This window comes from Chryseobacterium limigenitum (assembly GCF_900114875.1).
In the GTDB taxonomy this organism is placed as follows: domain Bacteria; phylum Bacteroidota; class Bacteroidia; order Flavobacteriales; family Weeksellaceae; genus Chryseobacterium; species Chryseobacterium limigenitum.
The window spans coordinates 105,092-129,046 of the sequence record NZ_FPKW01000005.1; the positions used below are offsets into that span (position 1 = coordinate 105,092).

A 23,955-nucleotide genomic window follows, 5' to 3' on the forward strand; every position below is an offset into this window, starting at 1 on the left:
TAAAAAACCATTTGCACAAAATTTGCATAAAAATTATATAAATTTGCATAAAACAAAAGCATAACAAACATATAATAACACTTAAAAATAGGCTATAATACAAACAAAATAAGAGTATTAAATAAATAAACACATAATAAAATATTCAATCACCTCTAACTGTTAATCAGAGGGTCCTTGGTTCGAGCCCAAGAGGAGGAGCAAAAGCTTAAAAGAGTTACAAAACATTTTGTAACTCTTTTTTTTGCATATATCTGAAATCTCCTCAATACTCAAAATAGACAAACTCACTTCTCTTTATTTTTAAAAGATCTTAGAATACAATATCTTGCAAATAAAAAAAATGAGCTCAATTATTGTAAGACAAGCTGAACCGAAAGATTATTCAGCTATTATCGAATTACAAAACGCCAACACACCGGATCAATTAACCGAAGAGGAAAAAAAGCAGGGATTCGTGGTTTCCAGTATGACTGAAGAAACATTAGATGATATCAATAAAAACTTAGGTGTTTTAGTTGCTATTGAAGATGGTAAACTAGCAGGGTTCGTATGTCTTGCAACAACCAATCCTCTACCGGGACATCCTGTTGTAAAAGCAATGTATGAAAGTTTTCCTCAACAAATATTTAATGACAGAAAATTGCCAGAATATCGAGTGTTTATTTATGGTCCTGTTTTAGTAAATTCTAATTGGAGAGGAAAAGGAATTTTAAAGAAACTATTTTCCGCCGTGAAAGATTTCACTAAAAAAAATTATGATCTGGGAGCAGCTTTCATCAACGATAAAAATCCACATTCTCTTTCTGCTCATGTTGAAGGTTTAGGAATGGTGCCTTTAAATCCTTTTAATTATAAAGACGAGGCATTTCAATTGGTCGTTTTTATCGTTTAATTGGCAAAAAAGTCGATTTGAAAAATTATTTTTAAGCAAATTTGAAAAATATTTTATTTTTTCTGATTTATAATTTCATCTTTAGATTAAACTTCAAAATACTGAAAAATAGACAGATAAAAACGTCAGACTTTTTTCATCATTACAAAAAATAAAAATCATCGAATAGGAATTCATTTTTTCTGCCATAATTTGCTTTAAACACTTGCTTCATATCAATATTCATATTATATTTGCATCACCAAAAACAACGGAAAATTCCTCCTTAGCTCAGTTGGTTAGAGCATCTGACTGTTAATCAGAGGGTCCTTGGTTCGAGCCCAAGAGGAGGAGCAAATCCATCAGATAATTCTGATGGATTTTTTTGTTTCTAATAGTTCTCTTTTTCAAGTTTTGATTATTGATTTCTTCACAATATTCGTTTACACCCACCCTTCAGTAAGTTATATCTAAAATATATTGATAATTTAAAGACAAATAACGCATTTAATTATTTTTTTATCATTAATTTGTGAATAATTAAAAAATGAATTCATGAAAAAACTAATTTTATTAACATTAATACCTTCTGCTATTTTTTCTCAGGTTGGTATTAACAACAGCACCCCAACGTCTACCTTAGACATTACAGCCCAAGCTTCAACAGGCGCCACAACAAATGTAGACGGTATGCTGATTCCCAGAGTAAACCTTCAGCGAGCACAGTTAATGACAGCAGTTCCAACATCTACACTTATTTATGTAAATGACATTTCAATAGGAACAGCCACAGGAATTGCTGTTGACATTACATCCACAGGCTTTTACTACTTTGACGGCACAAAATGGACAGCAGTAATAACATCCAATAACAACAATGATTGGCACTTGACAGGAAATACAGGAACAAATCCCTCCAACAACTTCATAGGAACCAGCGACAACCAACCGGTTGTTTTTAAAATAAATAATACAAATGCCGGTACACTCAGTAGTATTCCATTTTTTAACACAAGTTTTGGACTAAATACTTTTGCTTATAATATTACAGGTCCGCTCAACGTAGCTTTTGGATTCCAGGCACTTAGCGCAAATACGACAGGAAATCGTAATACCGCCATTGGAGCCAGCGCTTTAAATAGTAATATTCTTGGAAATCAAAATACAGCAATTGGGTACGAATCATTAACAAACTCAACCGCTGGAGCAAACACCGGCATAGGTTATTTAGCACTACGCTCTTTAACTACTGGTTCCAACAATATTGGAATAGGCTATCAAGCCGGTTTTGATTCAAACGCAGGAGGAACTGGCGTAGGAATTACTACCGGATCCAGAAATCTAATGTTAGGAATAAACACAGGTCTTCCCGACCAGACAGCAAATAATCAAATGAATATTGGCAATATTATTTTCGGAACAGATGTAAATGGAACTTTAGCCACACCTAAAGGAAATGTAGGTATCGGAACTTCTGCTCCTACAGCAAGGCTTGAGGTAGCATCTGGCACAACAGGAACTTCCGGATTAAAATTCACCAATATAAACAATACAACAGCCACTACACAGAATGCTGCAGCCTTAGGAGTAGACGCCACCGGAAATGTTGTAGTACAGAATACCGCTCCTTTAACTACAAATTTTAAATCTTTCAGTATTAATGCAAGCTCTGCTACAAGTTCATTAATTACCATCGGATCACTAGAGTTTCGATATCCAACAACGACATGTACTACAACCCAAACATATATTCAGGTAAGATCCACAAGCGGAGCTAATAATTTAGGAGTACAGCACGCAATGTTTCTAACAGCACAAAACACTTCCTCTTTCGTTAATACAACACCGATAACGGTTACACCAACTTTTGCCGATATTACATCACTTCCATTAAATTGCGTACAGGACAGCCACGCACAATTCAATTTTTTCTCTTATACAGACAGAACTTTTTATAGAGTTAATGTAAATATTGCAGATGGCGACAGCTTAGGTTTTGGAGCCCTGGGATATATTTTTGTAGAGCTTCAAAGATAGGCCTTTTAAGTATTTATCATTTTAACAAATTAATAACTATAACACCGTCATTTTGATGGTGTTATTTTGTTAACTTTGCACTTTTGTATTTATTTACGGAAATCTTTTTAAATTTTACTATTTTATAAATAAACAGCATACTTTTTGTTTATGCTAATGCCTGAAGAAACAACAAATGTCAATTAATAATTCCAAATATTACTCTTTCTCTTTTTTTCTGTTTTTAACCAGCCTTATCTGCGCTCAAAACACAGCAAACGGCAAAATTTTAGATGCTAAAACAAATAAAGAAATCACAGGTGTAGACGTTTTCATAAATGATAACAACAATCCGGCTTTAACTACAACGACAGGAAATTTCAGTGTACAGTCGGACAGCATTATTTATAAATTAAAATTTCTGAGAAAAAACTATGCGTTAGAGAACATAACCGTTACCCCTGAAAACGCTAACAGTCTTTTCGTAAAATTATCTCAGGAAAAAGTAGAAAGTATTCAAGAAGTTGTTATTCATAACGAAAAAACAAAATACAAGAATAAAAAAGAAAATCCGGCTTACGCAATTATGCAAGAGGTCTGGAAAAGAAAGAGAAACAACGGTTTAGATAAATTCGACACTTACACTTATAAGGAATACGAAAAAATTCAGTTTGATGCCAACAACCTGGACAGCACCTTTATGAAGAAGAAAATCTTCAATAAGCTAGATTTCATATTTGATTATGCAGATTCTACAGCAAGCGGAAAAATGGCACTTCCTATTTTCCTCAACGAAGCTGTTTACACCAATTTTGGAGAAAATAAACCCGCAAAAAAGACAAAAAGACTTTTAATTGCCCAAAAAACATCAGGTTTTCAGGATAATCAGATTATAACTTTAACGGCTAAAAACCTCTATCGTGATATTAATATTTATGATAATACTTTAAATTATTTCGACATCGGATTTCCAAGTCCAGTTGGAGGAAATGGTTTCAGTACTTACGATTATAATCTTGTTGATACAATTTCCATAAATGGAGAAAATGCCTACAAAATAAGATATCAGCCAAAAAGAACTGAGGTTTTGGCATTTCAGGGATATCTTTATATTGACACCGACAGTTATGCGGTTCTAGGGGCTACATTAAAATCAACACAAAAGATCAACGTTAATTTCATTAACGCTATTTCAACCGAGTTGGAATATGATAATCCCGATGAGAATACTTTTTTACCTAAAAAGTTTGTTACGGAAATTGAAATGACTCCTTTTTCTAAAAAGAAGACTTCAAAAAGTATTATTGCTAAAAGATCTGTTGATTATTCCGACTACGACTTCAACAAACCTCTTGAAGATAAAGTCTTTGTACGAAGAGAAGAAGAGTATGACAATAAATTTGTAGATAAAGACGATGCCTATTGGATGAAAGCCCGACCGGATTCTTTATCCAAATCTGAACAGGGCGTTTATGATATGCTTGATAAGCTTCAAAAAACACCAAAATTCAACCGTCTTGTAAAATTATACGAAACATTAGGTTCCGGATATTATAACGTTACCAAAGGAATAGATATTGGCCCAATATTCTCTATTTACGGGAAAAATGAAGTAGAAGGCGACAGAATAAGATTAGGTGCAAGAACCTATTTCACCCAGAATGATCCTTGGAGAGTTCAGTTTTATACTGCTTACGGATTTAAAGATCAACAGGTTAAATATGGTGTTGAAGGTCGATACATGTTCAACAGAGTCAACAGATTCATGATTGGAGCCGGAAATAGAAGAGACATCTTACAGCTTGGAGTACAGTTAACAACTGATGACGGCATCATGGCTCGTTCATTTGCTTCATCAACAGTTTTTGCGAGAGGTGAAAACGCTTCATTAAGTTCATTAAATCAAACCAATATATTCACGTCTATCGAGCCCTGGAAAAATTTCCAGATTCGCGTTGACGGAACCATGCAAAGTATTAAGTCTGCTAACCCTGACGGATTTAACCTGATGTATTACAGAAATGGTGATCTGAGAAAAACCGTTAACGATTCTCATGTTACTATTAGCTTGATCGCAAGGCCGGGAGCAAAATTCTCACAAACCGGAGTCGACAGATACGAACACGGAACTTTAGCACCAACGATTGTTTTAAAATATACCAGAGGTATCGAAGGTCTGTTTAATGCAGATTTCAACTACAATAAGCTTCAATTCATGTTCTACAAGCCCGTTTTGATCGGAAGCTGGGGTAAAACATTAATTAATTTTGAAGCAGGTAAAAATTTCGATACCGTACCGCTGGCTTTACAGAATGTTATTCCGGGAAACCAGTCTTACAGCTTGGTTGGAAATACTTTTGCACAGCTTAATTATTATGAATTTGTTGCAGATACTTATACAACCCTACATTTAGAGCATCATTTTAACGGAAAGATACTTTCTTATATTCCTTTAATTAAAAAGCTTAAATTGAGAGAAGTCGCTTTCATTAGAGGAGCTTACGGAACTTTAAGTGATGCCTCAAAATCTATCAATGTTGAAGGTTTCAAATATTCTGCACCAAGTGAACAAATTTATTACGAATATGGTTTTGGGATCGAGAACATCGGTTTCGGAAACTTAAGAATTTTCAGAGTAGATTTTAACTGGCGAGGAAATTATCTTGACCGGCCGGATATTTCCAAATTCGGTATCAAAGCAGGATTCCAGGTTGGATTTTAAAATATAAACTCCTTGTTCATTGAGCAAGGAGTTTTTTATTTCATTAAGATTCTGCCGGATAATCTTTGCAGCTGTTACAATGAGCTACAATATAGACAACATTACAAGAAGGTCTCTCACCTTCCGGGATTTTGCAATACACATCGCATGGTAAACAATCTTTTACCGGAAGCGCTCCTCCCATTACATTTTTAAGTTCTTCTCTGTTGATTTTCTTTAAATTTTTCATAATGATTAATTTTTAGTTTGATGATTTAATTAAACATTGGAAATTTAAGAAAAATATTCTTTACAGAATTGAGTAAAAAACATTAGAAAACAAACTGAAAAGTACTTGTATCCGGATTCTTACAGAATGACAAATTTTGCAGATTTTACAAATGTTTAAAAACACGGCAACAACCCTAGCCCTGATTGGAGCATTTGTTTGAGCTCATTTTTTAATGTTTCGGCTGCGGCGGCTTCGCCGCCGCAGCCGAAACATTAAAAATAGCGAGTGCGGAAAGCAGGAAAAAGCTTCAAATAAAATTGCTTTTCGATATAATCAAATCCTCAAAAAAATGAAGATGCAATTCAACGAAGCCAAAAATCTTCAAACAAAAAAAATCCCCGACCAAAGGCCGAGGATTACATTTTTATAGAACGCTTAAAATTATGCGTTTGGTTCTACAGATACGAAAGATCTGTTGTTTGCTTTCTTTCTGAAAACTACTTTACCGTCTACTAGAGCAAACAAAGTGTGGTCTTTACCCATTCCCACGTTAGTACCTGGGTGGTGTTGCGTACCTCTTTGTCTGATAATAATGTTTCCGGCAATAGCTTCTTGTCCTCCGAAGATCTTCACACCTAATCTTTTAGAGTGAGATTCTCTACCGTTCTTGGAACTACCGACTCCTTTCTTGTGTGCCATTTTATTACAGTATTATTTATTAAGTGCTTTAAATTGATCAATGTTCTTAACGATAGCAGCATCTACTTCTTCGTGAGTAAGAACAGTTTTCTCTAATTCAACTTTAACTGCTTTACCTAAAGTAATTAAAGTTTCTCTGTTTTCTTTAGACTGAGACAAGTTGTTTTTCTTCAAGTGATAGTTCAGCTCGTGATCTTCACTAAAGTTAACAGTTGCGTTGTCTGAAAGAACTTCAGCTTTCACAGTTTCTTTTTTAGCAGCTTTCTTTGGTGCTCCTTCAAAACCAGTGATACCAGTGATTTGAATTTGAGTTAAAGATTGTCTGTGACCATTTTTTACCTGATAACCTTTTCTTCTTTTCTTTTTGAAAACGATTACTTTATCAGCTTTTACATGATCTAAAATTTCAGCATCTACTACGATACCGCTTACAGCTGGGGCGCCAACAGTGATTGAACCGTTTACAGTAAGAAGAATCTTATCGAAAGATACTTTATCTCCTTTTTCTCCTTTCAAACGGTTTACAAACAACTTCTGGTCTTGCTCAACTTTGTATTGAAGCCCTGCTATTTCTACAATTGCAAACATTGTTTATAAATTTTTAGTTAATTCGAGGTGCAAATATAAGAATTAATTTTCAATTACCTTATAATCAAATCAATCTTTTTTACACGACAATCATTTCACTATGCTTTGAATAATTTTTAACATTAATTTGCTCGTTCATAACAGATTATTTTATACCTTCGTTTTCACCAAAAAATATTTTATATGAAAATGAACTTTAATTTCTGCTTAATAGCAGGAGCCATTGCTGCATTCTCACTTACAGCATGTAACGACGACAAAATGGAAGACAGCGTTCTTCCGGAATCTCAAACCGAAACTTCAAAAATCGAACAGCCAGGAACTTTGCAAAGACAGTGTTCTTACGTTGATCAGTATTGGAGCTCAACTGCAGTGTTGAAAACAGGACTTAAAACTACAACTGACACCAATTTCATGAATGCTCAAATGACCAAGATCATCAGTCTTTGGGGCGGAACAAGTTTAACTTTCAGATTTGTGGATGATGCATCAAACCCAAATTCAACGTACAATGCAATTTCATATTCAAATGGAAAGATCTATTATGGATACGCCATTTATTATGATGCAAAAGCAAAAGGCGGAGACATTGTAAATGCGATGATTCTTGCCCACGAATATGGCCACCAGCTTCAGTATCGTTACAATCTACCTTCTGTGAGTGAATCTACTGCAAGACCAAATGAACTGGAAGCTGACGGTTTCGCAGGATACTATCTGAGAAGACCGAACGGTTACAATCAAACAACATTTGCGCAAATTGCAGCAGCTTATGAATTTGCTCAAAGCATCGGAGACTACCAGACAACAAGCGCGGGACACCACGGAACTCCGCCACAGAGAAGATCTGCAGTTCGTTTAGGATTTCTCTTAGGACAGTATAATCTTTCAGCCGCCGACTTCGATTATAACTTCTTCTATTATTATCAAGGAGTTTTAAATGGAACTTACAAACAGGCAAAAAACACCAGAAACCCTGAAATTGATGCTTATATGAGTCAATATATTGATGAGTTAAGAAAAATTCAGACTGGAGAAATTTCAGCTGAGGAATTCAAAGATCTTAAGTAAACATTCATTTTTAGTATATTTAAAGAAAGGAGGTAAACGATTCGCTTTACCTCTTTTTATTTATTTGAAATAATTCCTAAACTTTATTTACTTTTGAAGTTTACCATCTATTATAATGAACAGAGATCTCTACATTGATTTTGCAAAAGGGCTGGCAACGCTTTCTATTATATTTATTCATACCGCATTCTGGTCTGGCCAGTTTTATATTCCGGCCGAGGTAAGAGTATTTTCTCTGGTTTTTGATGTTGCCTTATTCTATGCTTTAAGTGGAATTACTTCAGGTTCAAATATTGAGAAAACTTTTTACAGATTATTAAAATTGCAGATCACTTACATGATCTTTGTGACATTTTTATTCTTTCTTGATTACTTTTTTAAAGTTTTGGGGCTGAGTTTTTTCTCATTAGAATGGCTACAGAAATTCTACTCAACATTTGGTTCAAAATATTCCACAACAAGTATTTCTACAGTTCCACAATGGCAAAATCTCGGAAATTGGTATCTTCATCAATATACAAATGCGGACACTTTTCCCGTTGTAATGGGGAGTTTCTGGTATTTGAAAGTGTATTTTATTTTAACAATTTTTGGAGTTTTAATTTTAAAATTCTTCCCAAAACATATTAATTGGTTTATTGGGATTTGCATTGCTTTAACCCTATTATTTAATATTTTCCCGTGGTTTTACCCGACCGGACAAGTTGGTTATGTCGCTTTTTATATGGCCATTTTCTTAATTGCCAACAGAATGCGTGGTAAAAAAATTCCAACTAAGATGATTCCCGTTCTTTACGGAATTGTTGCCGCAGCATTAGCCTGGATGTTTTGGTATTATGGAAGCGAAGTATTTTATAAAATCAATAAAAATAAATTCCCTCCGAAGATTCCTTATATAATATGGACTCTATTTTCTTTGGCTACCCTATTCATCTTCTACAATAGATTAAAAATTACGAAAGAAAATTTTGTTACTTATATCGGAAAAAATGCCATCTTTTTTTATTTTGCTCAAGGATTAAGTTCATCAATCGTATATTTTCTCGTTGTACCGTTGAAAGAAAACATCTCTTGGTGGATTTTGATGGTGTTAATTTATGTTATTAATATTATGTTAGCCTTTATTATTTCAGCAGGAGTGAAAAAAGTTGACAATTTTGGATGGAATTTTTTAGAGATTTTAAGAAGAAAAACGAGAAATAGTTAACATAATATCAAAAAATAGTTAAAATTTATACATTTTCAGATATAATTAATCAATAATATTATATTTGTCTAAGTATAAATAAACTAAATACATGAAAAAATTAGAAAAACTAAATTCAAAGAAATTTGAAAAAATGAGTTTAATTAAAGGTGGGAAACTAGCTGCTTCATTTGGTCTTGGAACAGATCCGGAAACAGGATGTGTAGATAATCCGGACAAATGTACTGCAAAAGATAATGATCCTTGTGGTGATACGGCGAGTGTTCCAGCTCCTTAGTTATATTCATTTAAAAATGTACAAAGAGGTTAGCAATAACCTCTTTTTTAATTATCATGGATAAAATCATCATACTTTTTCTATTATTACCCGCTTCGTTTTTTTCTCAAATCAAATGCAAAAACCAAGATTTATACTTTTTAGAAAACGAAGCAAACTATGAAGCTACCGTAGAAAAGAATTATAAAAAAGCAATTGAACAGTATAATTTAATACTAAAACAATACAATGTTGATTATTTAGATTATTCTATTGCCAAACTTTACTTAAAATTAGAAAACAAAAAAAAAGCATTACAATTTCTAGAAAAGGCTTTGAGTAATGGCTATAATATAAATGATTTTGATAAGGAAATTTATTCTTCTCTATCCCAAAAGGATAGTTTAGTATTAATTAAAAAGTCTCATGAATTAAGAGGTGCTTTTTTTGGTAAAATAGATTATAATTTATACCAAAAGGTATATTATTGGTATAACCCGGATCAATATTTCGCGAAAGAAAATATTGGGGGAGGCAGAAACGCACAACATCCTATAAGGAAAATGATCTTTAAAAATAACCTTACATCACTCAGAGAATACGTTGAAAAAGAAAACAATGGCCTTCTACCTCAACCTTCTCAATTAGGTTTAGAATTAATGCCTGTAAAAGTAATGCTATTGCATCATACAAGAGAAGACTCAATAGATACCGTAAATTACAACTTCTTCGAAAGAAAACTTAGAGAAGAGCTATGTTCAGGAACATCATACGGCCCAACTAATTACGCTCAATTTGTTGACAATATGCAAATGGTTGTAGATAAAGGGGAAAAACAAATCTATGGTTATCATATTAATTGGAAAACAAAACAAATCTATCCTCTAAAATATCCCGAAAAAGTTGATAGTCTGAGAGCTTCCATTGGATTAATTGATTTGAAAAGATATGCGAAAATCAAAAATGTAAAACTTCCGGAAAATTATATCTCTAAATGATTATTATTCAAACAAGTGCCAATGATGCCTCAACGCAAAGTGTTATTCAGTGGCTCTCTTTTTTTGGTGAAGATTTTTTAAGACTTGATGACAATACTTTTGTAGAAATAAAAAGATTAGACAGGCATCATATTATTTTAGTGCTGAATGGCGAAGAAGTTGATTTCAATAAAATAAAATCATTTTGGTATAGAAGAGGACATTTTTTTTTGACAAAAGAAAATGAAAAGAACAGCCTGAATAATTTTTTAAAAACAGAAAATGAAGATGCTTTTGAATTATTACAATTAAAATTGTTAGATAAAAAACATATTGGAAATTACAAATACGACAACGTTAATAAACTTATCGTTTCCGAACTAGCAGAAAAATGCGGATTGGATGTTCCCGATTATATTATTACAAATAATAAATCAGATCTACTGGAATTCAAAGAAAAGCATCAAAAAATTATCACTAAACATATACAGGGGCTTCCTTTTTTCAAGATTGAAAATTATATGATGGGAGCACTCACTAAGATCGTAGAAACAGAAGATATCATTAATTTTGAAGAAAATTTCAGTCATTCTTTATTTCAGGAATATATCGACAAAGAAATTGAAATAAGAAGCTTTTTTATAAATGACACCTTTTACTCATCCGCAATATTTTCTCAGAATGACGGGCAGACAACCATTGATTTCAGAGATTACAATAGAACAAAACCTAACAGAGTTGCCCCCTTCAAGCTTCCGGAGGAAATTGAAGAAAAATTAAAAACTTTAAATGAAAAATTAAATATCAACTCAGGATCATATGATTTGATCTTATCAAAAGATTCAAAATATTATTTCCTTGAGGTAAATCCTATCGGTCAATTTGCTCAGGTTTCAGGGCCTTGCAATTACTATTTAGAAAGAAAAATTGCTGAAGAATTATTATGAATGAAAAAGAAATAAAAAAAATAATTGAAAATAAAAAAAATCTCCCTTTTATAAGCCAGCATTGGGTAATAAATGAAATAAATCAAAAGAAAGAACCAGCAGTAAGCATTAAAAAATATCAAACGAAAAAATTTCTTTGCTATCCTTTCTACAAAAGTATATTAAACTATGACTAAGCACAAAAGGTATATGCTTTTCAGTAATTGTATCCCTGTAAAAGGGTATAAAAGAAGTATTATTTACGACTTAATGCGATACGATTACAATTATATTCCCAATGACCTTTATTCTATTTTAACTCAAAACCGAGGCGTCATTGACTGTACGGAATATTATTCTCTTTACAAAAATGAACCCGATTCAATAGATGCATTCAATGAATATGTAGATTTTCTATTGGAAGAAGAATACATTTTTTCCATCGATAACCTTGATGAAAAACTTTTTCCTCCAATGAGCCTGGAATTTGACTCTCCTTCTATAATTTCAAATGCCGTTATTGATCTATCTTCAAATTCACATCTTCCAAAAATCATAAAAGAACTTGAAAGCGTTAGCTGCAATTATGTATTGCTGAGAATTCAGGTAGATGCGAATCTAGATTATTTGGAAGAAACATTAGAAATGTTTAACGGAAATATTATATTCTCTATTCAATTAGTATTAACATATCATCATTCATTTTCATTAGAAAAACTGAAAAAATTAATTGAAAAGTTTAACTATATAAGTAATATAATTGTTGAAGAAATTCCGGAAACATTTAAAAATGCAGAAGATGATTTAGTTCATCCCATTTCTTTTAGGCAAGGCAGACATCAGGAAAACTATAAAAAAAACTTCGTATTAAACTCCAAAATATTTACCGAAGCACAGCACAAAAACACGTTTTACAACAAAAAAATCTATATTGGAAAAGACGGAGAAATAAAAAATAGCCCGTACGACAATGAATCTTTTGGAAATATCCATACCTGTGAATTGAAAAATATTGTCACAACAAATTCTTTTCAAAAATATTGGAATACAGCAAAAGATAACATCCTTATTTGCAAAGACTGCGAGCACAGATATATGTGTATTGATCAAAGACGGCCATTAAAAACTGAAAACTCACAATGGTATTTCGAAACTAAATGCGAATATGACCCATATACAAATGATTGGGCTGAATTATAATACTATTTCTCAAATATTATAAAGCTTATTAAAATTAAGTATTAGAATTCTTGAATTTATTTTAATTTTACAAAAAATTTATACAATGTTCAAGTTAAAACTTCTTACCGACCCAAGATGGGCTAATATTGCAGAAGGAAACCTCGGAGAAATTTTGACCGATCACGCTTGGTGTGAGCAAAAAGCTACAACAAACGCCATCAGCCTGATCAATATGCTTCCTGAACATCCGGAAATTGTTACGGAACTTATTGCTATTGCCCAGGAAGAACTTGACCATTTTAGTCAGGTTCACGAGATCATTAAGAAAAGAGGATTTGTTTTCGGGAAAGCAAGAAAAGATGATTATGTCAATGAATTGGCTAAATTTGTCGTTCAGGGAAGCAGAGAAGACCTGATTGTTGATAAATTACTTTTCGCTGCGATGATTGAAGCTAGAAGCTGTGAACGTTTTAAAGTGCTTACAGAAAATATTAAAGACGAAGAACTGGTCGTTTTCTACAGAGAGCTAATGATCTCAGAAGCAAACCATTATACAACATTCATCGGATTTGCAAGACAATTGGGAGATCCTGAAAAAGTAAACAAACGCTGGGAAGAATGGCTGGAATATGAAGCCAACATCATCAAATCATACGGAAACAAAGAAACAATACACGGTTAAAATAAATACAGTAAACAAACGTTGAAAAAATTAACTCTCGAGAATATCACTAATTTTTTTCTGAAAAATTTCTTTCAGGGATTGGTGATTATTGGCCCAATCGGACTTACCATCTTTGTTATTTGGTATGTTGTCACGTCTGTTGATAATATTATCCCGTCCGTTGCCAAAGAAATTCCGGGATTGGTTTTTATTTCAACGATTTTAATTACTGCTCTTCTGGGATTCTTAGGGAATAAATTCGTTATCGGAAAATTCTTTTTCGACTTAGTGGATCGCTTACTTGAAAAAACTCCCGGCGTAAAGCATATCTACACGCCAACCAAAGACGTAATGTCTTCATTTGTAGGAGACAAGAAGAAATTCAATGATCCTGTTTGGGTAAAAACCAATGAAAACCCAGAGATCTGGAGAATCGGATTTTTAACGCAAAAAGAAATGGAAGACGTAGACAAACACAATTATGTTGCCGTATATCTTCCTCATTCTTACGCTATTTCCGGTTGGGTAATTGTGACTGAAGAAAAAAACATCAAACCTGTAGTGGGAATGACCGCAGCTTCGGCAATGAAATTTGCCGTAAGTGGTGGTGTAGCAGGCTTCCATTCAGACGATAATATTTTTAAGGCACCGGAATAATTCTTTTATTCCATTTAAAAATACTTGATGAATTTGAATTTATTTCAAACAATTTTTCTTTACAAACAATCTAATAAAATAATTAACTCATGAATTTACCGTACGCGGAACCTTTCCGCATTAAGATGATTGAAGAAATCCGTCAATCAACCAGAGAAGAGAGAGAGCAGTGGCTAAAAGATGCGAACTATAATTTATTTAATTTAAAATCTTCGCAGGTTTATATTGATCTTTTAACAGATTCAGGAACCGGAGCAATGTCCGACAGACAATGGGGAGCATTGATGACAGGAGACGAAAGCTATGCCGGTTCTCGTTCATTCGAACAATTACACCAAACAGTACAGGATATCACAGGTTTCAAATATCTTTTACCGACTCACCAGGGAAGAGCTGCTGAGAATGTTTTGTTTTCGGTTTTAGTAAAAGATGGCGATGTAGTTCCGGGGAACTCTCACTTTGACACGACAAAAGGACACATCGAATTAAGAAAAGCGCACGCAATAGACTGTACGATTGATGAGGCTTTTGATATTAATAATTTACATCCATTCAAAGGAAATATTAATCTTGAAAAACTGGAAGAAGTTTATAAAAGTCATCCAAAAGAAAAGATTCCTTTCTGTTTAATTACCATTACATGTAACTCTTCAGGAGGGCAGCCGGTATCTCTTGAAAACATGAAAGCAGTAAGAGAACTTTCTAATCAATATGGAATTCCTGTTTTCTTCGACTCAGCAAGATTTGCAGAAAATGCCTATTTCATCAAAAAAAGAGAGAAAGGACAGGAAAACAGAACGATCAAAGACATCTGTAAAGAAGTTTTCTCTTACGGAGACGGAATGACGATGAGTTCTAAAAAAGACGGACTGGTAAATATCGGAGGATTCATTGCTTTAAATAACGAAGAGGTTTTCAGAAAAGCATCCAGCTTCACCATTATCTACGAAGGTTTCATCACTTACGGTGGTATGGCAGGAAGAGATATGGCAGCTTTGGCAGTTGGTCTTGATGAAGCAACAGAGTTTGCTTATTTGGAAGGCAGAATTTCTCAGGTTGAATATCTTGGTCATAAATTAATTGAATACGGAATTCCTGTTCAGAAACCAATCGGTGGACACGCCGTTTTTATTGATTCATTAAATTTCTTGCCCAATGTTGACCGTTCAGAATTTCCTGCACAGACTTTAGGTCTTGAGATCTATAAAGAAGCAGGAATCAGAACTGTGGAAATCGGAACTTTATTGGCCGACAGAGATCCTGAGACAAGAGAAAACCGTTATCCTAAGTTGGAATTGGTTCGTTTAGCAATTCCTAGAAGAACGTATACAAACAATCACATGGATTATATTGCAGCTGCGATCAAAAATGTTTACGAAAGACGTGATGACATCGCAAAAGGCTACAAAATAACATGGGAACCGGAACTTCTGAGACACTTCACAGTGCAATTGGAAGAAGCATAAAAAAATTAAAACCGAGATTCGTTCTCGGTTTTTTTATTTCTCCTAACGAAAGTTTTTATTCATTTTTTAGTTAAAAATAATCCTTCAATAATACATTATGATTTAACTTTTCCTAATAGCCACCAAAAACACAAGTTCATTAATAAATTTTCAAACAATAGTGATTTTTTTTATTGGATTAAAAACAAAATTCAATACATTTGGAATAATTACCAATTAAAGAAACTCATTACATATGAAAGCAAGATACGTGAGCGCTTTTTTTCTTGGCGCAACATCATTTTTTTACGCTCAGGAAATTAATGATACGATTTCTAAAGAAGCTAAAATAGAGGAAGTTGCGATTACAGGAAGTAGAAATAAAAAAAGAACCGTAACCAATACACCCGTTCCTATTGATGTGATTGATATTAAACAGGTCAGTCAGTCTACCGGACAAGTAGAGGTCAATCAGCTTTTACAGTTTGCGGCACCCTCTTTTAATTCTAATAAACAATCCGGATCAGATGGAGCTGATGCTGTAGATCCTGCGACATTAAGAGGTCTGGGGCCCGATCAAACCTTACTTTTATTAAACGGTAAAAGATACCATCAATCATCATTGATCAATCTTTTCGGAACAAAAGGGAGAGGAAATACGGGCTCGGATATGAATACCATCCCGATCGGAGCAATAAAAAGAGTGGAAGTTCTTCGTGATGGAGCCTCAGCACAATATGGTTCCGATGCTATTGCAGGCGTTATCAACGTTATTCTGAACGACCGCGACAAAGGCTTTGAAGGAAATGCTTTCTACGGAATGAATCTTTTTAAAAGTCCGGGAAGTAAAGATGTAGTTTCGGATCATAAAGTAGACGGAATTACTTTTGATTTTAATGGAAATTTAGGAACTAAAATAGGCTCAAAAGGCGGTTTCGGAAATTTTACTGTAGAATTCATCAATAAAGAATATTCTATCAGAAATGCCAACCCGGAATTTTATGAAGCACCAAGACAACGCTTTGGCGATGCAAAATCTCAAAATATCTATTTCTTTGGAAACATCGAAGTTCCTTTGTCTGATAATCTGAAATTCTATTCCCGTCAAGGATTTTCACACAGAGAAACCAACGCGTACGCATGGACGAGAACCGCAGATGCGGACGGAAATATTCCTGAAGTTTATCCAAATGGTTTCAATCCGATTCAAAATACAAGTATTACAGATTTTACATTCGATAATGGTTTAAAATTTAAAGTAGCCGACTGGGATGTAGATTTTTACAACGCTTTTGGCAGTAATAGATTTACTTATCAGATCGATAATACGATCAATGCAACATTAGGAGTAAATTCTCCGACAAGTTTTAATGCCGGAGGACACTCGCTTTTACAAAATACTACAGGTTTTAATGCCTCAAAGCAATTTAATGTTTTAGAAGGTTTAAATATCGCTTTCGGATCTGAATTCAGATATGAAAAATTTAATATTATTAAAGGTGAAGAAGCTTCATACGCCATGTATGACATCAACGGTAACGTTGTAACAGCCAACACTGACCCCAGTTTATTAGTAACTGTTCCCGGGTCAAATCCAATAAGTTACCGACCGGGAGGATCACAGGGATTTCCGGGGTATTCTCAGGACGTAAGTAAAAGCCGAAACAATTTTGCAGCTTACGTAGACACCGAATTGGATATTACCACAAAATGGATGATAAGTATTGCCGGAAGATTTGAGAACTATAATGACTTTGGAAGTACCCTCAATGGAAAATTTGCAACGCGATACGCAATTACCCCTCAGCTTGCTTTTAGAGCTTCTGCTTCTACAGGTTTTAGAGCGCCATCATTAGCTCAGAAATATTATAGTCTGCAGTTTACTAATTTTCAGGGAGGAGAATTAGTTGCTATTCAACTTGCTTCCAATGACAGTAATTTGGCTAAAGTATCCGGAATTCCACAATTAAAACAAGAAACTTCACTTAATGGAAGTGCCGGATTTACTTTTAACACAGGAAAATTCACAGCCACAATTGACGGATATTACATTAAAGTAAAAGACAGAATTGTTCTGACTGGTAATTTCGCAAAATCTGATCTTCCATTGGAAGCTCAAAACGAATATCCTTTTATAGATCAGGCTCAATTCTTTTCTAACGCTATTGATACCCGTACAAAAGGAGTTGATGTTATTCTAAGCTATAATGAAAATATTGGCAACGGAAAACTGACAGCCACTCTAGCCGGAAATTACAATGAAATGGAAATTACAAAAATCCATACCTCTCAACAGTTAGCAGGAAAAGAAGATATTTACATGAGCGCAAGGGAAAAAGCCTTTATTCTTGCCTCCGCTCCGAAAACAAAGATCAATTTAAATTTAAACTATAAGATCAGTAAATTTAATGCAAATCTACAGATCGTTAGATTCGACAAAGTGACTCTGATCGGTTATAATGGCGCAGATGATTATCAGACCTATAACCCAAAAGTGACCACCGATTTATCTTTTGGATATGATTTTACTAAAAACGTTAGCTTAACGATTGGAAGTAAGAATTTATTCAACCGATATCCTACTTTACAAAAGACTGCTGTTTCTGACGGAAATACCGAATCTGGCGGAATTTTCGATCCCGTACAGATGGGATTTGCAGGAAGACAGGCTTTTGCGAAATTTAATTTCAAATTTTAACATTATATTTTAAGCAATAATGCTTCTGAAATTCAGAAGCATTATGTTTTTACTTTTTAGATATTTTATAGAGTTTTCCGCTGTCTGTTACTGCATAAAGACTTCCGTCCGCGCCATCCAAAACATCTCGGAATCTTTCATTCTGATCGGCCAAAAGACGCTCCTCTCCTATTACTTTATTATCTTTCATTACGATTCTGTTGATGTGTTCACCGCTCAGACAGCCAATGATTAGGTTTCCTTTCCATTCATCGATATTTCCTGTATAGAATGTCACTCCGCTTGGCGAGATCACAGGATCCCAATAATAAACAGGCTGTTCTGTTCCTTCCTTTTTTGTTGTTCCATTATTTATTTTCGCACCTGAATATTCAATTCCATACGTTACATCTCCCCAACCATAATTTTTCCCGGGTTTGATTAAGTTAATCTCATCACCTCCTCGCGGTCCCATTTCAACATCCCAAAGATTTCCGTTAGGATCAATCGCCAATCCTTGTGGATTTCTTATCCCGTAAGCATAGATTTCAGGCTTAAATCCGGCCCTTCCGACGAATGGATTTCCTGAAGCCGGCTTTCCATCTTTTGTTATTTTTAAAATTTTACCTAAATAATTATCTGTTTTTTGAGCATACACTCTTGTCTGTTTATCTGATCTTTCTCCTGTACTTACGAATAAATTACCGTCTTTATCAAATGCCAGTCTGCTTCCGTAATGTTTGTCGCCATCATAAGAAGGCTCAGCACGGAAAATAACTTTTACCTCCGATATATTCTTTAAATCTGATGAAAGCTTTCCTTTGGCAACAGAGGTTAAATTCCCATCACCAAAAGGTTCTGAAAAACTAAAATAAATGATATTGTTGGATTTAAAATCGGGATCGAGAGCAACATCCAGCATTCCGCCCTGCCCTTTGTCATCAACTTTTGGAAATCCCTCGATTTTAGAAATTTGTTTTCCGTCCGTTGAAACAACATTCATGTAGCCTCTTTTATCTGTAATTAAAAATTTTCCATCCGGTAAATTGATAATTCCCCACGGTTTTCCGAGGTCTTTATTTAATACTTCTACATTATATGCTGTTGACGTTTTCACCGCCTTGATTCTTGTCTGCCCCGCAAATGCAGGTTTATAATTAGAATTTGGCTTTTCTGTTTCTACACTTCCATCCTTACCTACCTGTTGAGCATTAGCATTATTCTCCTTGCACGAGGATAAAATTAAAAACAAACTTAAAGTCGGCACATAGAATTTATTGATTTTCATAGTCATGTAATTAGTTATTATACTTAGAATAGAAAAATAGTGCCATAAAAGGCAATACTTTAATTACAATGATCTTTCAGTCAACAAAAAACGTTAAATTTTTAGTGCTTTTTTACTTTCCAATATTTTGTTATAAAAAATCTAATATATCAAATAACATTGATAGTAGTAATGACAAAATTTCTTAAATATTTGTAAATCAATTGAAAATCTTAATCATTGAAATTCCTACCACTTTCATTGAGACTAATAATATCTTTCGTATTTTTGTATATACACTAAATTTTCAATGAATTTTAATCTTCAATCAGAATATAAACCAACCGGCGACCAACCTACAGCTATTGAGAAACTTACTGAAGGAATCGAAATCGGTGAGAAATACCAGACTTTATTGGGTGTTACCGGTTCCGGGAAAACATTTACCGTTGCCAATGTTGTTCAAAACGTACAAAGGCCAACGATTGTTATGGCTCACAATAAAACGTTGGCCGCACAGCTTTTTATGGAATTCAAAGAATTCTTTCCTGACAACGCTGTGGAATATTTTGTAAGTTACTACGACTATTATCAACCCGAAGCCTATATTGCCACAACCGGAACTTATATCGAAAAAGACCTGAGTATCAATGAGGAAGTTGAGAAATTACGTCTTTCTGCCATCGCCAGTTTACTTTCAGGAAGGCGTGATGTTTTAATCGTAGCTTCTGTATCCTGCATTTATGGTGTGGGAAATCCTGCAGAGTTTCACAAGTCTCTAATTTCCCTTGCAATCGGAGAAAAAATAACAAGAACATCGCTTTTACACTCTTTAGTTAATGCTTTATATTCCAGAACATTAGCAGACTTTCAGCGAGGTACATTCAGAGTAAAGGGAGATGTTATTGATGTCTTTCCTGCGTATGCAGATAATGCAGTAAGAATTCAGTTTTTTGGAGATGAAATTGAAAAAATTCAGAGCTTTGACCCTGTTTCAGGGAATGTTACGGCGAGTTTTGATCAAATTCAAATTTATCCTGCCAACCTTTTTGTTACATCAAAAGAAACTTTGAACGGAGCCATTAAATCTATTCAGGACGATATGGTAAAACAGGTTGATTTCTTTAGTGAAATAGGAAAACCTTTAGAAGCGAAAAGACTACAGGAAAGGACGGAACTTGATTTAGAAATGATCAAAGAACTAGGCTATTGCTCTGGTATTGAAAACTATTCTCGCTATCTGGACGGCAGGCTTCCGGGATCAAGACCCTTCTGTTTATTGGACTATTTCCCTAAAGATTATTTAATGGTAATTGATGAAAGTCACGTTACCGTTCCACAGGTTCATGCGATGTATGGAGGTGACAGAAGCCGTAAGGAAGCCCTGGTAGAATACGGATTCCGACTTCCTGCAGCAATGGATAACAGACCTTTGAAGTTTGAAGAATATGAATCGATACAAAATCAGGTAATTTATGTTTCTGCAACTCCCGCTGATTATGAATTAGAAAAATCCGGTGGAACATATATTGAACAGATCATTCGTCCAACAGGGCTTTTAGATCCTGTTATTGAGGTAAGACCAAGCCAAAATCAGATTGATGATTTAATGGAGGAAATCCAGAAAAGAGCAGATCTTGACGAAAGGGTTTTAGTAACTACCTTAACCAAAAAAATGGCCGAGGAACTGACTAAATACTTCACAAAATTCGGTATCAGAACGAGATACATTCACTCTGATGTTGAAACTTTGGAGCGTATTCAGATCATGCATGATTTGCGTGTCGGACTTTTTGATGTTTTAATCGGGGTAAACTTGCTAAGAGAAGGCTTGGATTTACCCGAAGTTTCTTTAGTTGCCATTCTAGACGCCGACAAAGAAGGAATGCTAAGAAGCAGAAGATCAATGATTCAGACAGTTGGTCGTGCCGCAAGAAATCTTAACGGTAAAGCTATTTTGTATGCCGATAAAATGACCAAATCTATGCAGGCAACGATAGACGAAACAGAGTATCGCCGTACAAAACAAATTCAATATAACACAGATAACAACAAAGTACCAACTGCTTTAAATAAGAAAATATCTGAGAATTTAGTCGGACGAAGCAAAGACTTCCCTGATGAAAAATATACTCAAAAACAGATCTTACAAAAAGTTGCAGAAGTTAAAGCAACCTACGCAAGCGAAGACGTTGAAAAAATGATCGTTCAGAAGCAAAAAGAAATGGAAGCTGCCGCCAAAAATCTTGATTTCATTAAAGCAGCCAAGCTGAGAGATGAAATTACAGCATTAAAAGAGTAATTATATCTAAAATAAATAGTTTCGGCGGCACCAAAGGTGCCGCCGAAACTTTATCCTAAAATTTATACGTTTTATTTTTTATCTTATCATAATTCACTGTTCCACCTCGAAGTGGCGTCAGCAGATCCATCAAACCATTTATTTTTATTTCGTAAATCGTTGAAAGCTGCATTCCCAATTTTCCTGGCGGCATTCCTTTACTGTGAAACCATTCAAGATAACTTACCGGCAGATCTGCAAGAATTATCCCTTTATGCTTCCCGAAAGGCATCTTCATAACACAAATTTCTTTTAATATTTCAGGGTTTATTCCTTCTACCATTTTATTTTAAACTATTAAATCAATTTTATTTTCAGCTTCGTTTTCTTTATCAGACAATTGTAGTTCCGGAGGTGTATCTTCATCAGAAAACTCATTTCTATATACCTGAATCAAAAGAAGAGTAAGAGAAATCAGAATCGGACCGAAGATCAATCCCATAAATCCAAACAGATTCATTCCCATAATAATTCCGAAAACGGTATTTAGCGGGTGAATATCCTCTAATTTTTTAAGTAATGTAAATCGTAGCAAGTTATCTGTTAATCCAACTACAACCAAGCAATAAGCTGCTAAACCAAGACCGTGCCCCGTATCTCCCTCTGCAATCATAAAAATACAGATCGGAATATAAACAATCGCTGCTCCTACAATCGGAATCATAGAACCCACTGCCGTTAATGCAAAAAGCAGAATCGGACTCGGAGCTCCAAAAATAAAATAGCCAATCAAAGCAACTAAACCTTGTCCGAGAGCCACAACAGGAATTCCAATGGCGTTGGCCATGATGAGCTTTCTCATCTTTTCGCCTATCAAAGACACATTGGCTCTTTTCAAAGGCGCAGAAAAAGCGAGAATTCTTTCAAAAAACCTCGGCTTATTCAACATAAAATAAAGAATAAAATACATGGACATGATCACAGTAAGCGTATTAAAGGTTCCGCTAACAGCTTTAGTCGAAACTTGACCTACGGAGCTCTTCAGCTTATCCATATTTTCCTTACTTAATATATCGAAACCGGTTTTCGAAAAAATATAAGTATGTATTTTTTCCAGGAACACATTAAACTTAGTCATATAAGCTTGTGCATTTCCTAATTTTTCAATTAAAAGATCCCCAATAAAATAGATCGGTAAAATAAGGATAATCAAACTCGCAAGCATCAGTATCAGTGATGAAAGCCATGGCTTCCATTTTTTTTCTTCCTGCAGATAGAAGTTATATTTTCTGCAAAGAACATAAAGGGTAATTGCACCCAAAACCGATGGTATAAAAAGGGCAAGGTTAAAACAGATCAATCCCGCCAACACCAAAATGATAGCCAATAATGAAACCTGCTTTATTACTACACTGCTTATTTGTTTATCTTTATTCAATATTTTATTTTTTAAACATGATTTGTCTCGGCTTTCCTAGGTATGCACAATACGTGGAATACATTACGATCATAATGAATGGCGCAGTAATGATAATTCCGATACAACATAATACAAGTCCCGAAATACTGATCAATAATCCTAATAATGCTACTCCCAAAAACAGACCATAGTTTTCTTTTGCAATATTAAAAGTCTTGCTGACAGCATCCATTGCAGTTGCATTTTCAAACAAAAGAATAGGATACCCCAAAAGGAAAAGCGGAAATACAAAAAAGAACGGAATTCCACACATCGCAGCAGCAATTCCAAAAATGATCGTTGTAATTAAACTGTACAACAAAATATTTCCCACATTCTGACGATATCCAATAAAAAGGTCTGAAAATTCTATCGTATTTTTAGTATTAAACTTGTTAGCAATATAAATTAATCCAACATAAATAGGCGAAAGTAAAATTCCCAAAATACTCGAAAAAGAGTAGTATAATGAAAACCCTGGCTTTCTCCAATACTCGTAATTCGCATAATCACCATCAAGATCTCTAAAGTCACTAAAACCACTCCAGGAATTAAATCCTGTAATAGATTGTAGGATAAAATCTCCTATAATATAGATAATCATTGAAACTAATGCATAGAGAAAAATCCCTTTATACATTTCAAAAGCATGAGAAATAATGGATCCTGCTTCCTTGCTGGGAACAGAACCTTGTTGGTCAAACTCGTCAAATTCAGACATGGTTAAATTATTTTATGATTTTACCAAATTTAACTTTATTTTGATAAAAAAATAG

Annotated in this window: 22 protein-coding genes and 1 tRNA gene; 16 read left to right on the plus strand and 7 right to left on the minus strand. The window is 34.2% G+C overall.

The window, feature by feature from the left end:
• The first annotated feature begins 343 nt into the window (after positions 1–343).
• The 4 genes from BT156_RS08410 (at position 344) to BT156_RS08425 (ending at position 5,612) form a co-directional block, all read left to right on the plus strand.
• Complete coding sequence (locus tag BT156_RS08410; RefSeq protein ID WP_228430058.1) at positions 344–895, plus strand: GNAT family N-acetyltransferase; 552 nt, start codon at positions 344–346, stop codon at positions 893–895.
• Between the two features lie 259 nt (positions 896–1,154).
• Positions 1,155–1,228, plus strand: a tRNA-Asn gene (locus BT156_RS08415).
• A 201-nt stretch (positions 1,229–1,429) separates the two neighbouring features.
• Complete coding sequence (locus BT156_RS08420; RefSeq protein ID WP_072409106.1) at positions 1,430–2,911, plus strand: hypothetical protein; 1,482 nt, start codon at positions 1,430–1,432, stop codon at positions 2,909–2,911.
• Positions 2,912–3,086: 175 nt separating this feature from the next.
• A complete protein-coding gene (locus BT156_RS08425) occupies positions 3,087–5,612 on the plus strand; it encodes a DUF5686 family protein (protein WP_170857285.1) in 2,526 nt (841 codons plus the stop codon).
• A gap of 43 nt (positions 5,613–5,655) precedes the next feature.
• Here BT156_RS08425 and BT156_RS22295 read toward each other — a convergent pair whose 3' ends face one another.
• The 3 genes from BT156_RS22295 to rplU form a co-directional block, all read right to left on the minus strand.
• A complete protein-coding gene (locus BT156_RS22295) occupies positions 5,656–5,841 on the minus strand; it encodes a bacteriocin-like protein (protein ID WP_072409108.1) in 186 nt (61 codons plus the stop codon).
• Positions 5,842–6,264: 423 nt separating this feature from the next.
• Entirely contained in the window at positions 6,265–6,522 is a 258-nt protein-coding gene (gene rpmA / locus BT156_RS08440; protein WP_034701234.1) for a 50S ribosomal protein L27, read from the minus strand.
• Between the two features lie 12 nt (positions 6,523–6,534).
• Entirely contained in the window at positions 6,535–7,110 is a 576-nt protein-coding gene (rplU, locus tag BT156_RS08445) for a 50S ribosomal protein L21 (protein ID WP_072409112.1), read from the minus strand.
• Positions 7,111–7,293: 183 nt separating this feature from the next.
• Between rplU and BT156_RS08450 the strand changes: the two genes are divergently transcribed.
• The 11 genes from BT156_RS08450 (at position 7,294) to BT156_RS08500 (ending at position 18,193) form a co-directional block, all read left to right on the plus strand.
• Entirely contained in the window at positions 7,294–8,181 is an 888-nt protein-coding gene (locus BT156_RS08450; RefSeq protein ID WP_072409114.1) for a neutral zinc metallopeptidase, read from the plus strand.
• 115 nt (positions 8,182–8,296) lie between these two features.
• Positions 8,297–9,388: an acyltransferase family protein gene (locus BT156_RS08455; protein ID WP_072409116.1), complete on the plus strand. Its 1,092-nt coding sequence runs from the start codon at positions 8,297–8,299 to the stop codon at positions 9,386–9,388.
• Positions 9,389–9,521: 133 nt separating this feature from the next.
• Positions 9,522–9,665, plus strand: a complete 144-nt coding sequence (locus tag BT156_RS22050) for a hypothetical protein (RefSeq protein WP_170857286.1) — start codon at positions 9,522–9,524, stop codon at positions 9,663–9,665.
• A 56-nt stretch (positions 9,666–9,721) separates the two neighbouring features.
• Positions 9,722–10,642, plus strand: coding sequence for a hypothetical protein (locus BT156_RS08465; RefSeq protein WP_072409120.1), 921 nt, complete (start codon positions 9,722–9,724; stop codon positions 10,640–10,642).
• Positions 10,639–11,568: a grasp-with-spasm system ATP-grasp peptide maturase gene (gene gwsG, locus BT156_RS08470; protein WP_072409122.1), complete on the plus strand. Its 930-nt coding sequence runs from the start codon at positions 10,639–10,641 to the stop codon at positions 11,566–11,568. Before BT156_RS08465 ends, gwsG begins: the two co-directional genes overlap by 4 nt.
• Positions 11,565–11,744, plus strand: a complete 180-nt coding sequence (locus BT156_RS08475; RefSeq protein ID WP_072409123.1) for a hypothetical protein — start codon at positions 11,565–11,567, stop codon at positions 11,742–11,744. Before gwsG ends, BT156_RS08475 begins: the two co-directional genes overlap by 4 nt.
• Entirely contained in the window at positions 11,737–12,747 is a 1,011-nt protein-coding gene (gene gwsS, locus BT156_RS08480; protein ID WP_072409125.1) for a grasp-with-spasm system SPASM domain peptide maturase, read from the plus strand. Before BT156_RS08475 ends, gwsS begins: the two co-directional genes overlap by 8 nt.
• A gap of 85 nt (positions 12,748–12,832) precedes the next feature.
• Positions 12,833–13,411: a MiaE family protein gene (gene miaE, locus BT156_RS08485; RefSeq protein ID WP_072409127.1), complete on the plus strand. Its 579-nt coding sequence runs from the start codon at positions 12,833–12,835 to the stop codon at positions 13,409–13,411.
• A 21-nt stretch (positions 13,412–13,432) separates the two neighbouring features.
• Complete coding sequence (locus tag BT156_RS08490; RefSeq protein WP_072409129.1) at positions 13,433–14,050, plus strand: DUF502 domain-containing protein; 618 nt, start codon at positions 13,433–13,435, stop codon at positions 14,048–14,050.
• An 89-nt stretch (positions 14,051–14,139) separates the two neighbouring features.
• The gene (locus BT156_RS08495; protein ID WP_072409131.1) at positions 14,140–15,516 is read left to right on the plus strand and encodes a tryptophanase; all 1,377 of its coding nucleotides are present in this window, start codon (positions 14,140–14,142) and stop codon (positions 15,514–15,516) included.
• A 235-nt stretch (positions 15,517–15,751) separates the two neighbouring features.
• Positions 15,752–18,193 carry a TonB-dependent receptor plug domain-containing protein gene (locus BT156_RS08500; protein ID WP_072409132.1) on the plus strand — a complete coding sequence of 814 codons (2,442 nt, stop codon included), beginning with the start codon at positions 15,752–15,754 and terminating at the stop codon, positions 18,191–18,193.
• Between the two features lie 49 nt (positions 18,194–18,242).
• Here the strand turns inward: BT156_RS08500 and BT156_RS08505 are convergent, their stop codons facing one another.
• Positions 18,243–19,460 carry a PQQ-dependent sugar dehydrogenase gene (locus BT156_RS08505; protein WP_139255440.1) on the minus strand — a complete coding sequence of 406 codons (1,218 nt, stop codon included), beginning with the start codon at positions 19,458–19,460 and terminating at the stop codon, positions 18,243–18,245.
• Between the two features lie 289 nt (positions 19,461–19,749).
• Here BT156_RS08505 and uvrB point away from each other — a divergent pair, with 289 nt between their 5' ends.
• Complete coding sequence (gene uvrB, locus BT156_RS08510; protein WP_072409137.1) at positions 19,750–21,741, plus strand: excinuclease ABC subunit UvrB; 1,992 nt, start codon at positions 19,750–19,752, stop codon at positions 21,739–21,741.
• Positions 21,742–21,796: 55 nt separating this feature from the next.
• Here uvrB and BT156_RS08515 read toward each other — a convergent pair whose 3' ends face one another.
• From BT156_RS08515 to BT156_RS08525, 3 genes are read right to left on the minus strand one after another with little or no spacing between them, the layout of a single operon-like run.
• On the minus strand, positions 21,797–22,051 hold the full coding sequence (locus BT156_RS08515; RefSeq protein ID WP_072409430.1) for a DUF3820 family protein: 255 nt from the start codon (positions 22,049–22,051) through the stop codon (positions 21,797–21,799).
• Between the two features lie 18 nt (positions 22,052–22,069).
• Positions 22,070–23,161, minus strand: coding sequence for an AI-2E family transporter (locus BT156_RS08520; protein WP_072409139.1), 1,092 nt, complete (start codon positions 23,159–23,161; stop codon positions 22,070–22,072).
• A 1-nt stretch (position 23,162) separates the two neighbouring features.
• Entirely contained in the window at positions 23,163–23,900 is a 738-nt protein-coding gene (locus BT156_RS08525) for a beta-carotene 15,15'-monooxygenase (protein ID WP_072409141.1), read from the minus strand.
• Between the last annotated feature and the right edge of the window lie 55 nt (positions 23,901–23,955).

Coding starts and splice junctions, on each gene's coding strand:
- BT156_RS22295 (WP_072409108.1), bottom strand. CDS start 5,841: ATGAAAAATTTAAAGAAAATCAACAGAGAAGAACTTAAAAATGTAATG.
- BT156_RS08505 (WP_139255440.1), bottom strand. CDS start 19,460: ATGAAAATCAATAAATTCTATGTGCCGACTTTAAGTTTGTTTTTAATT.
- uvrB (WP_072409137.1), top strand. CDS start 19,750: ATGAATTTTAATCTTCAATCAGAATATAAACCAACCGGCGACCAACCT.
- miaE (WP_072409127.1), top strand. CDS start 12,833: ATGTTCAAGTTAAAACTTCTTACCGACCCAAGATGGGCTAATATTGCA.
- BT156_RS22050 (WP_170857286.1), top strand. CDS start 9,522: ATGAGTTTAATTAAAGGTGGGAAACTAGCTGCTTCATTTGGTCTTGGA.
- BT156_RS08450 (WP_072409114.1), top strand. CDS start 7,294: ATGAAAATGAACTTTAATTTCTGCTTAATAGCAGGAGCCATTGCTGCA.
- BT156_RS08475 (WP_072409123.1), top strand. CDS start 11,565: ATGAATGAAAAAGAAATAAAAAAAATAATTGAAAATAAAAAAAATCTC.
- gwsG (WP_072409122.1), top strand. CDS start 10,639: ATGATTATTATTCAAACAAGTGCCAATGATGCCTCAACGCAAAGTGTT.
- rpmA (WP_034701234.1), bottom strand. CDS start 6,522: ATGGCACACAAGAAAGGAGTCGGTAGTTCCAAGAACGGTAGAGAATCT.
- BT156_RS08525 (WP_072409141.1), bottom strand. CDS start 23,900: ATGTCTGAATTTGACGAGTTTGACCAACAAGGTTCTGTTCCCAGCAAG.
- BT156_RS08465 (WP_072409120.1), top strand. CDS start 9,722: ATGGATAAAATCATCATACTTTTTCTATTATTACCCGCTTCGTTTTTT.
- BT156_RS08455 (WP_072409116.1), top strand. CDS start 8,297: ATGAACAGAGATCTCTACATTGATTTTGCAAAAGGGCTGGCAACGCTT.
- BT156_RS08500 (WP_072409132.1), top strand. CDS start 15,752: ATGAAAGCAAGATACGTGAGCGCTTTTTTTCTTGGCGCAACATCATTT.
- rplU (WP_072409112.1), bottom strand. CDS start 7,110: ATGTTTGCAATTGTAGAAATAGCAGGGCTTCAATACAAAGTTGAGCAA.
- BT156_RS08495 (WP_072409131.1), top strand. CDS start 14,140: ATGAATTTACCGTACGCGGAACCTTTCCGCATTAAGATGATTGAAGAA.
- BT156_RS08425 (WP_170857285.1), top strand. CDS start 3,087: ATGTCAATTAATAATTCCAAATATTACTCTTTCTCTTTTTTTCTGTTT.
- gwsS (WP_072409125.1), top strand. CDS start 11,737: ATGACTAAGCACAAAAGGTATATGCTTTTCAGTAATTGTATCCCTGTA.
- BT156_RS08420 (WP_072409106.1), top strand. CDS start 1,430: ATGAAAAAACTAATTTTATTAACATTAATACCTTCTGCTATTTTTTCT.
- BT156_RS08410 (WP_228430058.1), top strand. CDS start 344: ATGAGCTCAATTATTGTAAGACAAGCTGAACCGAAAGATTATTCAGCT.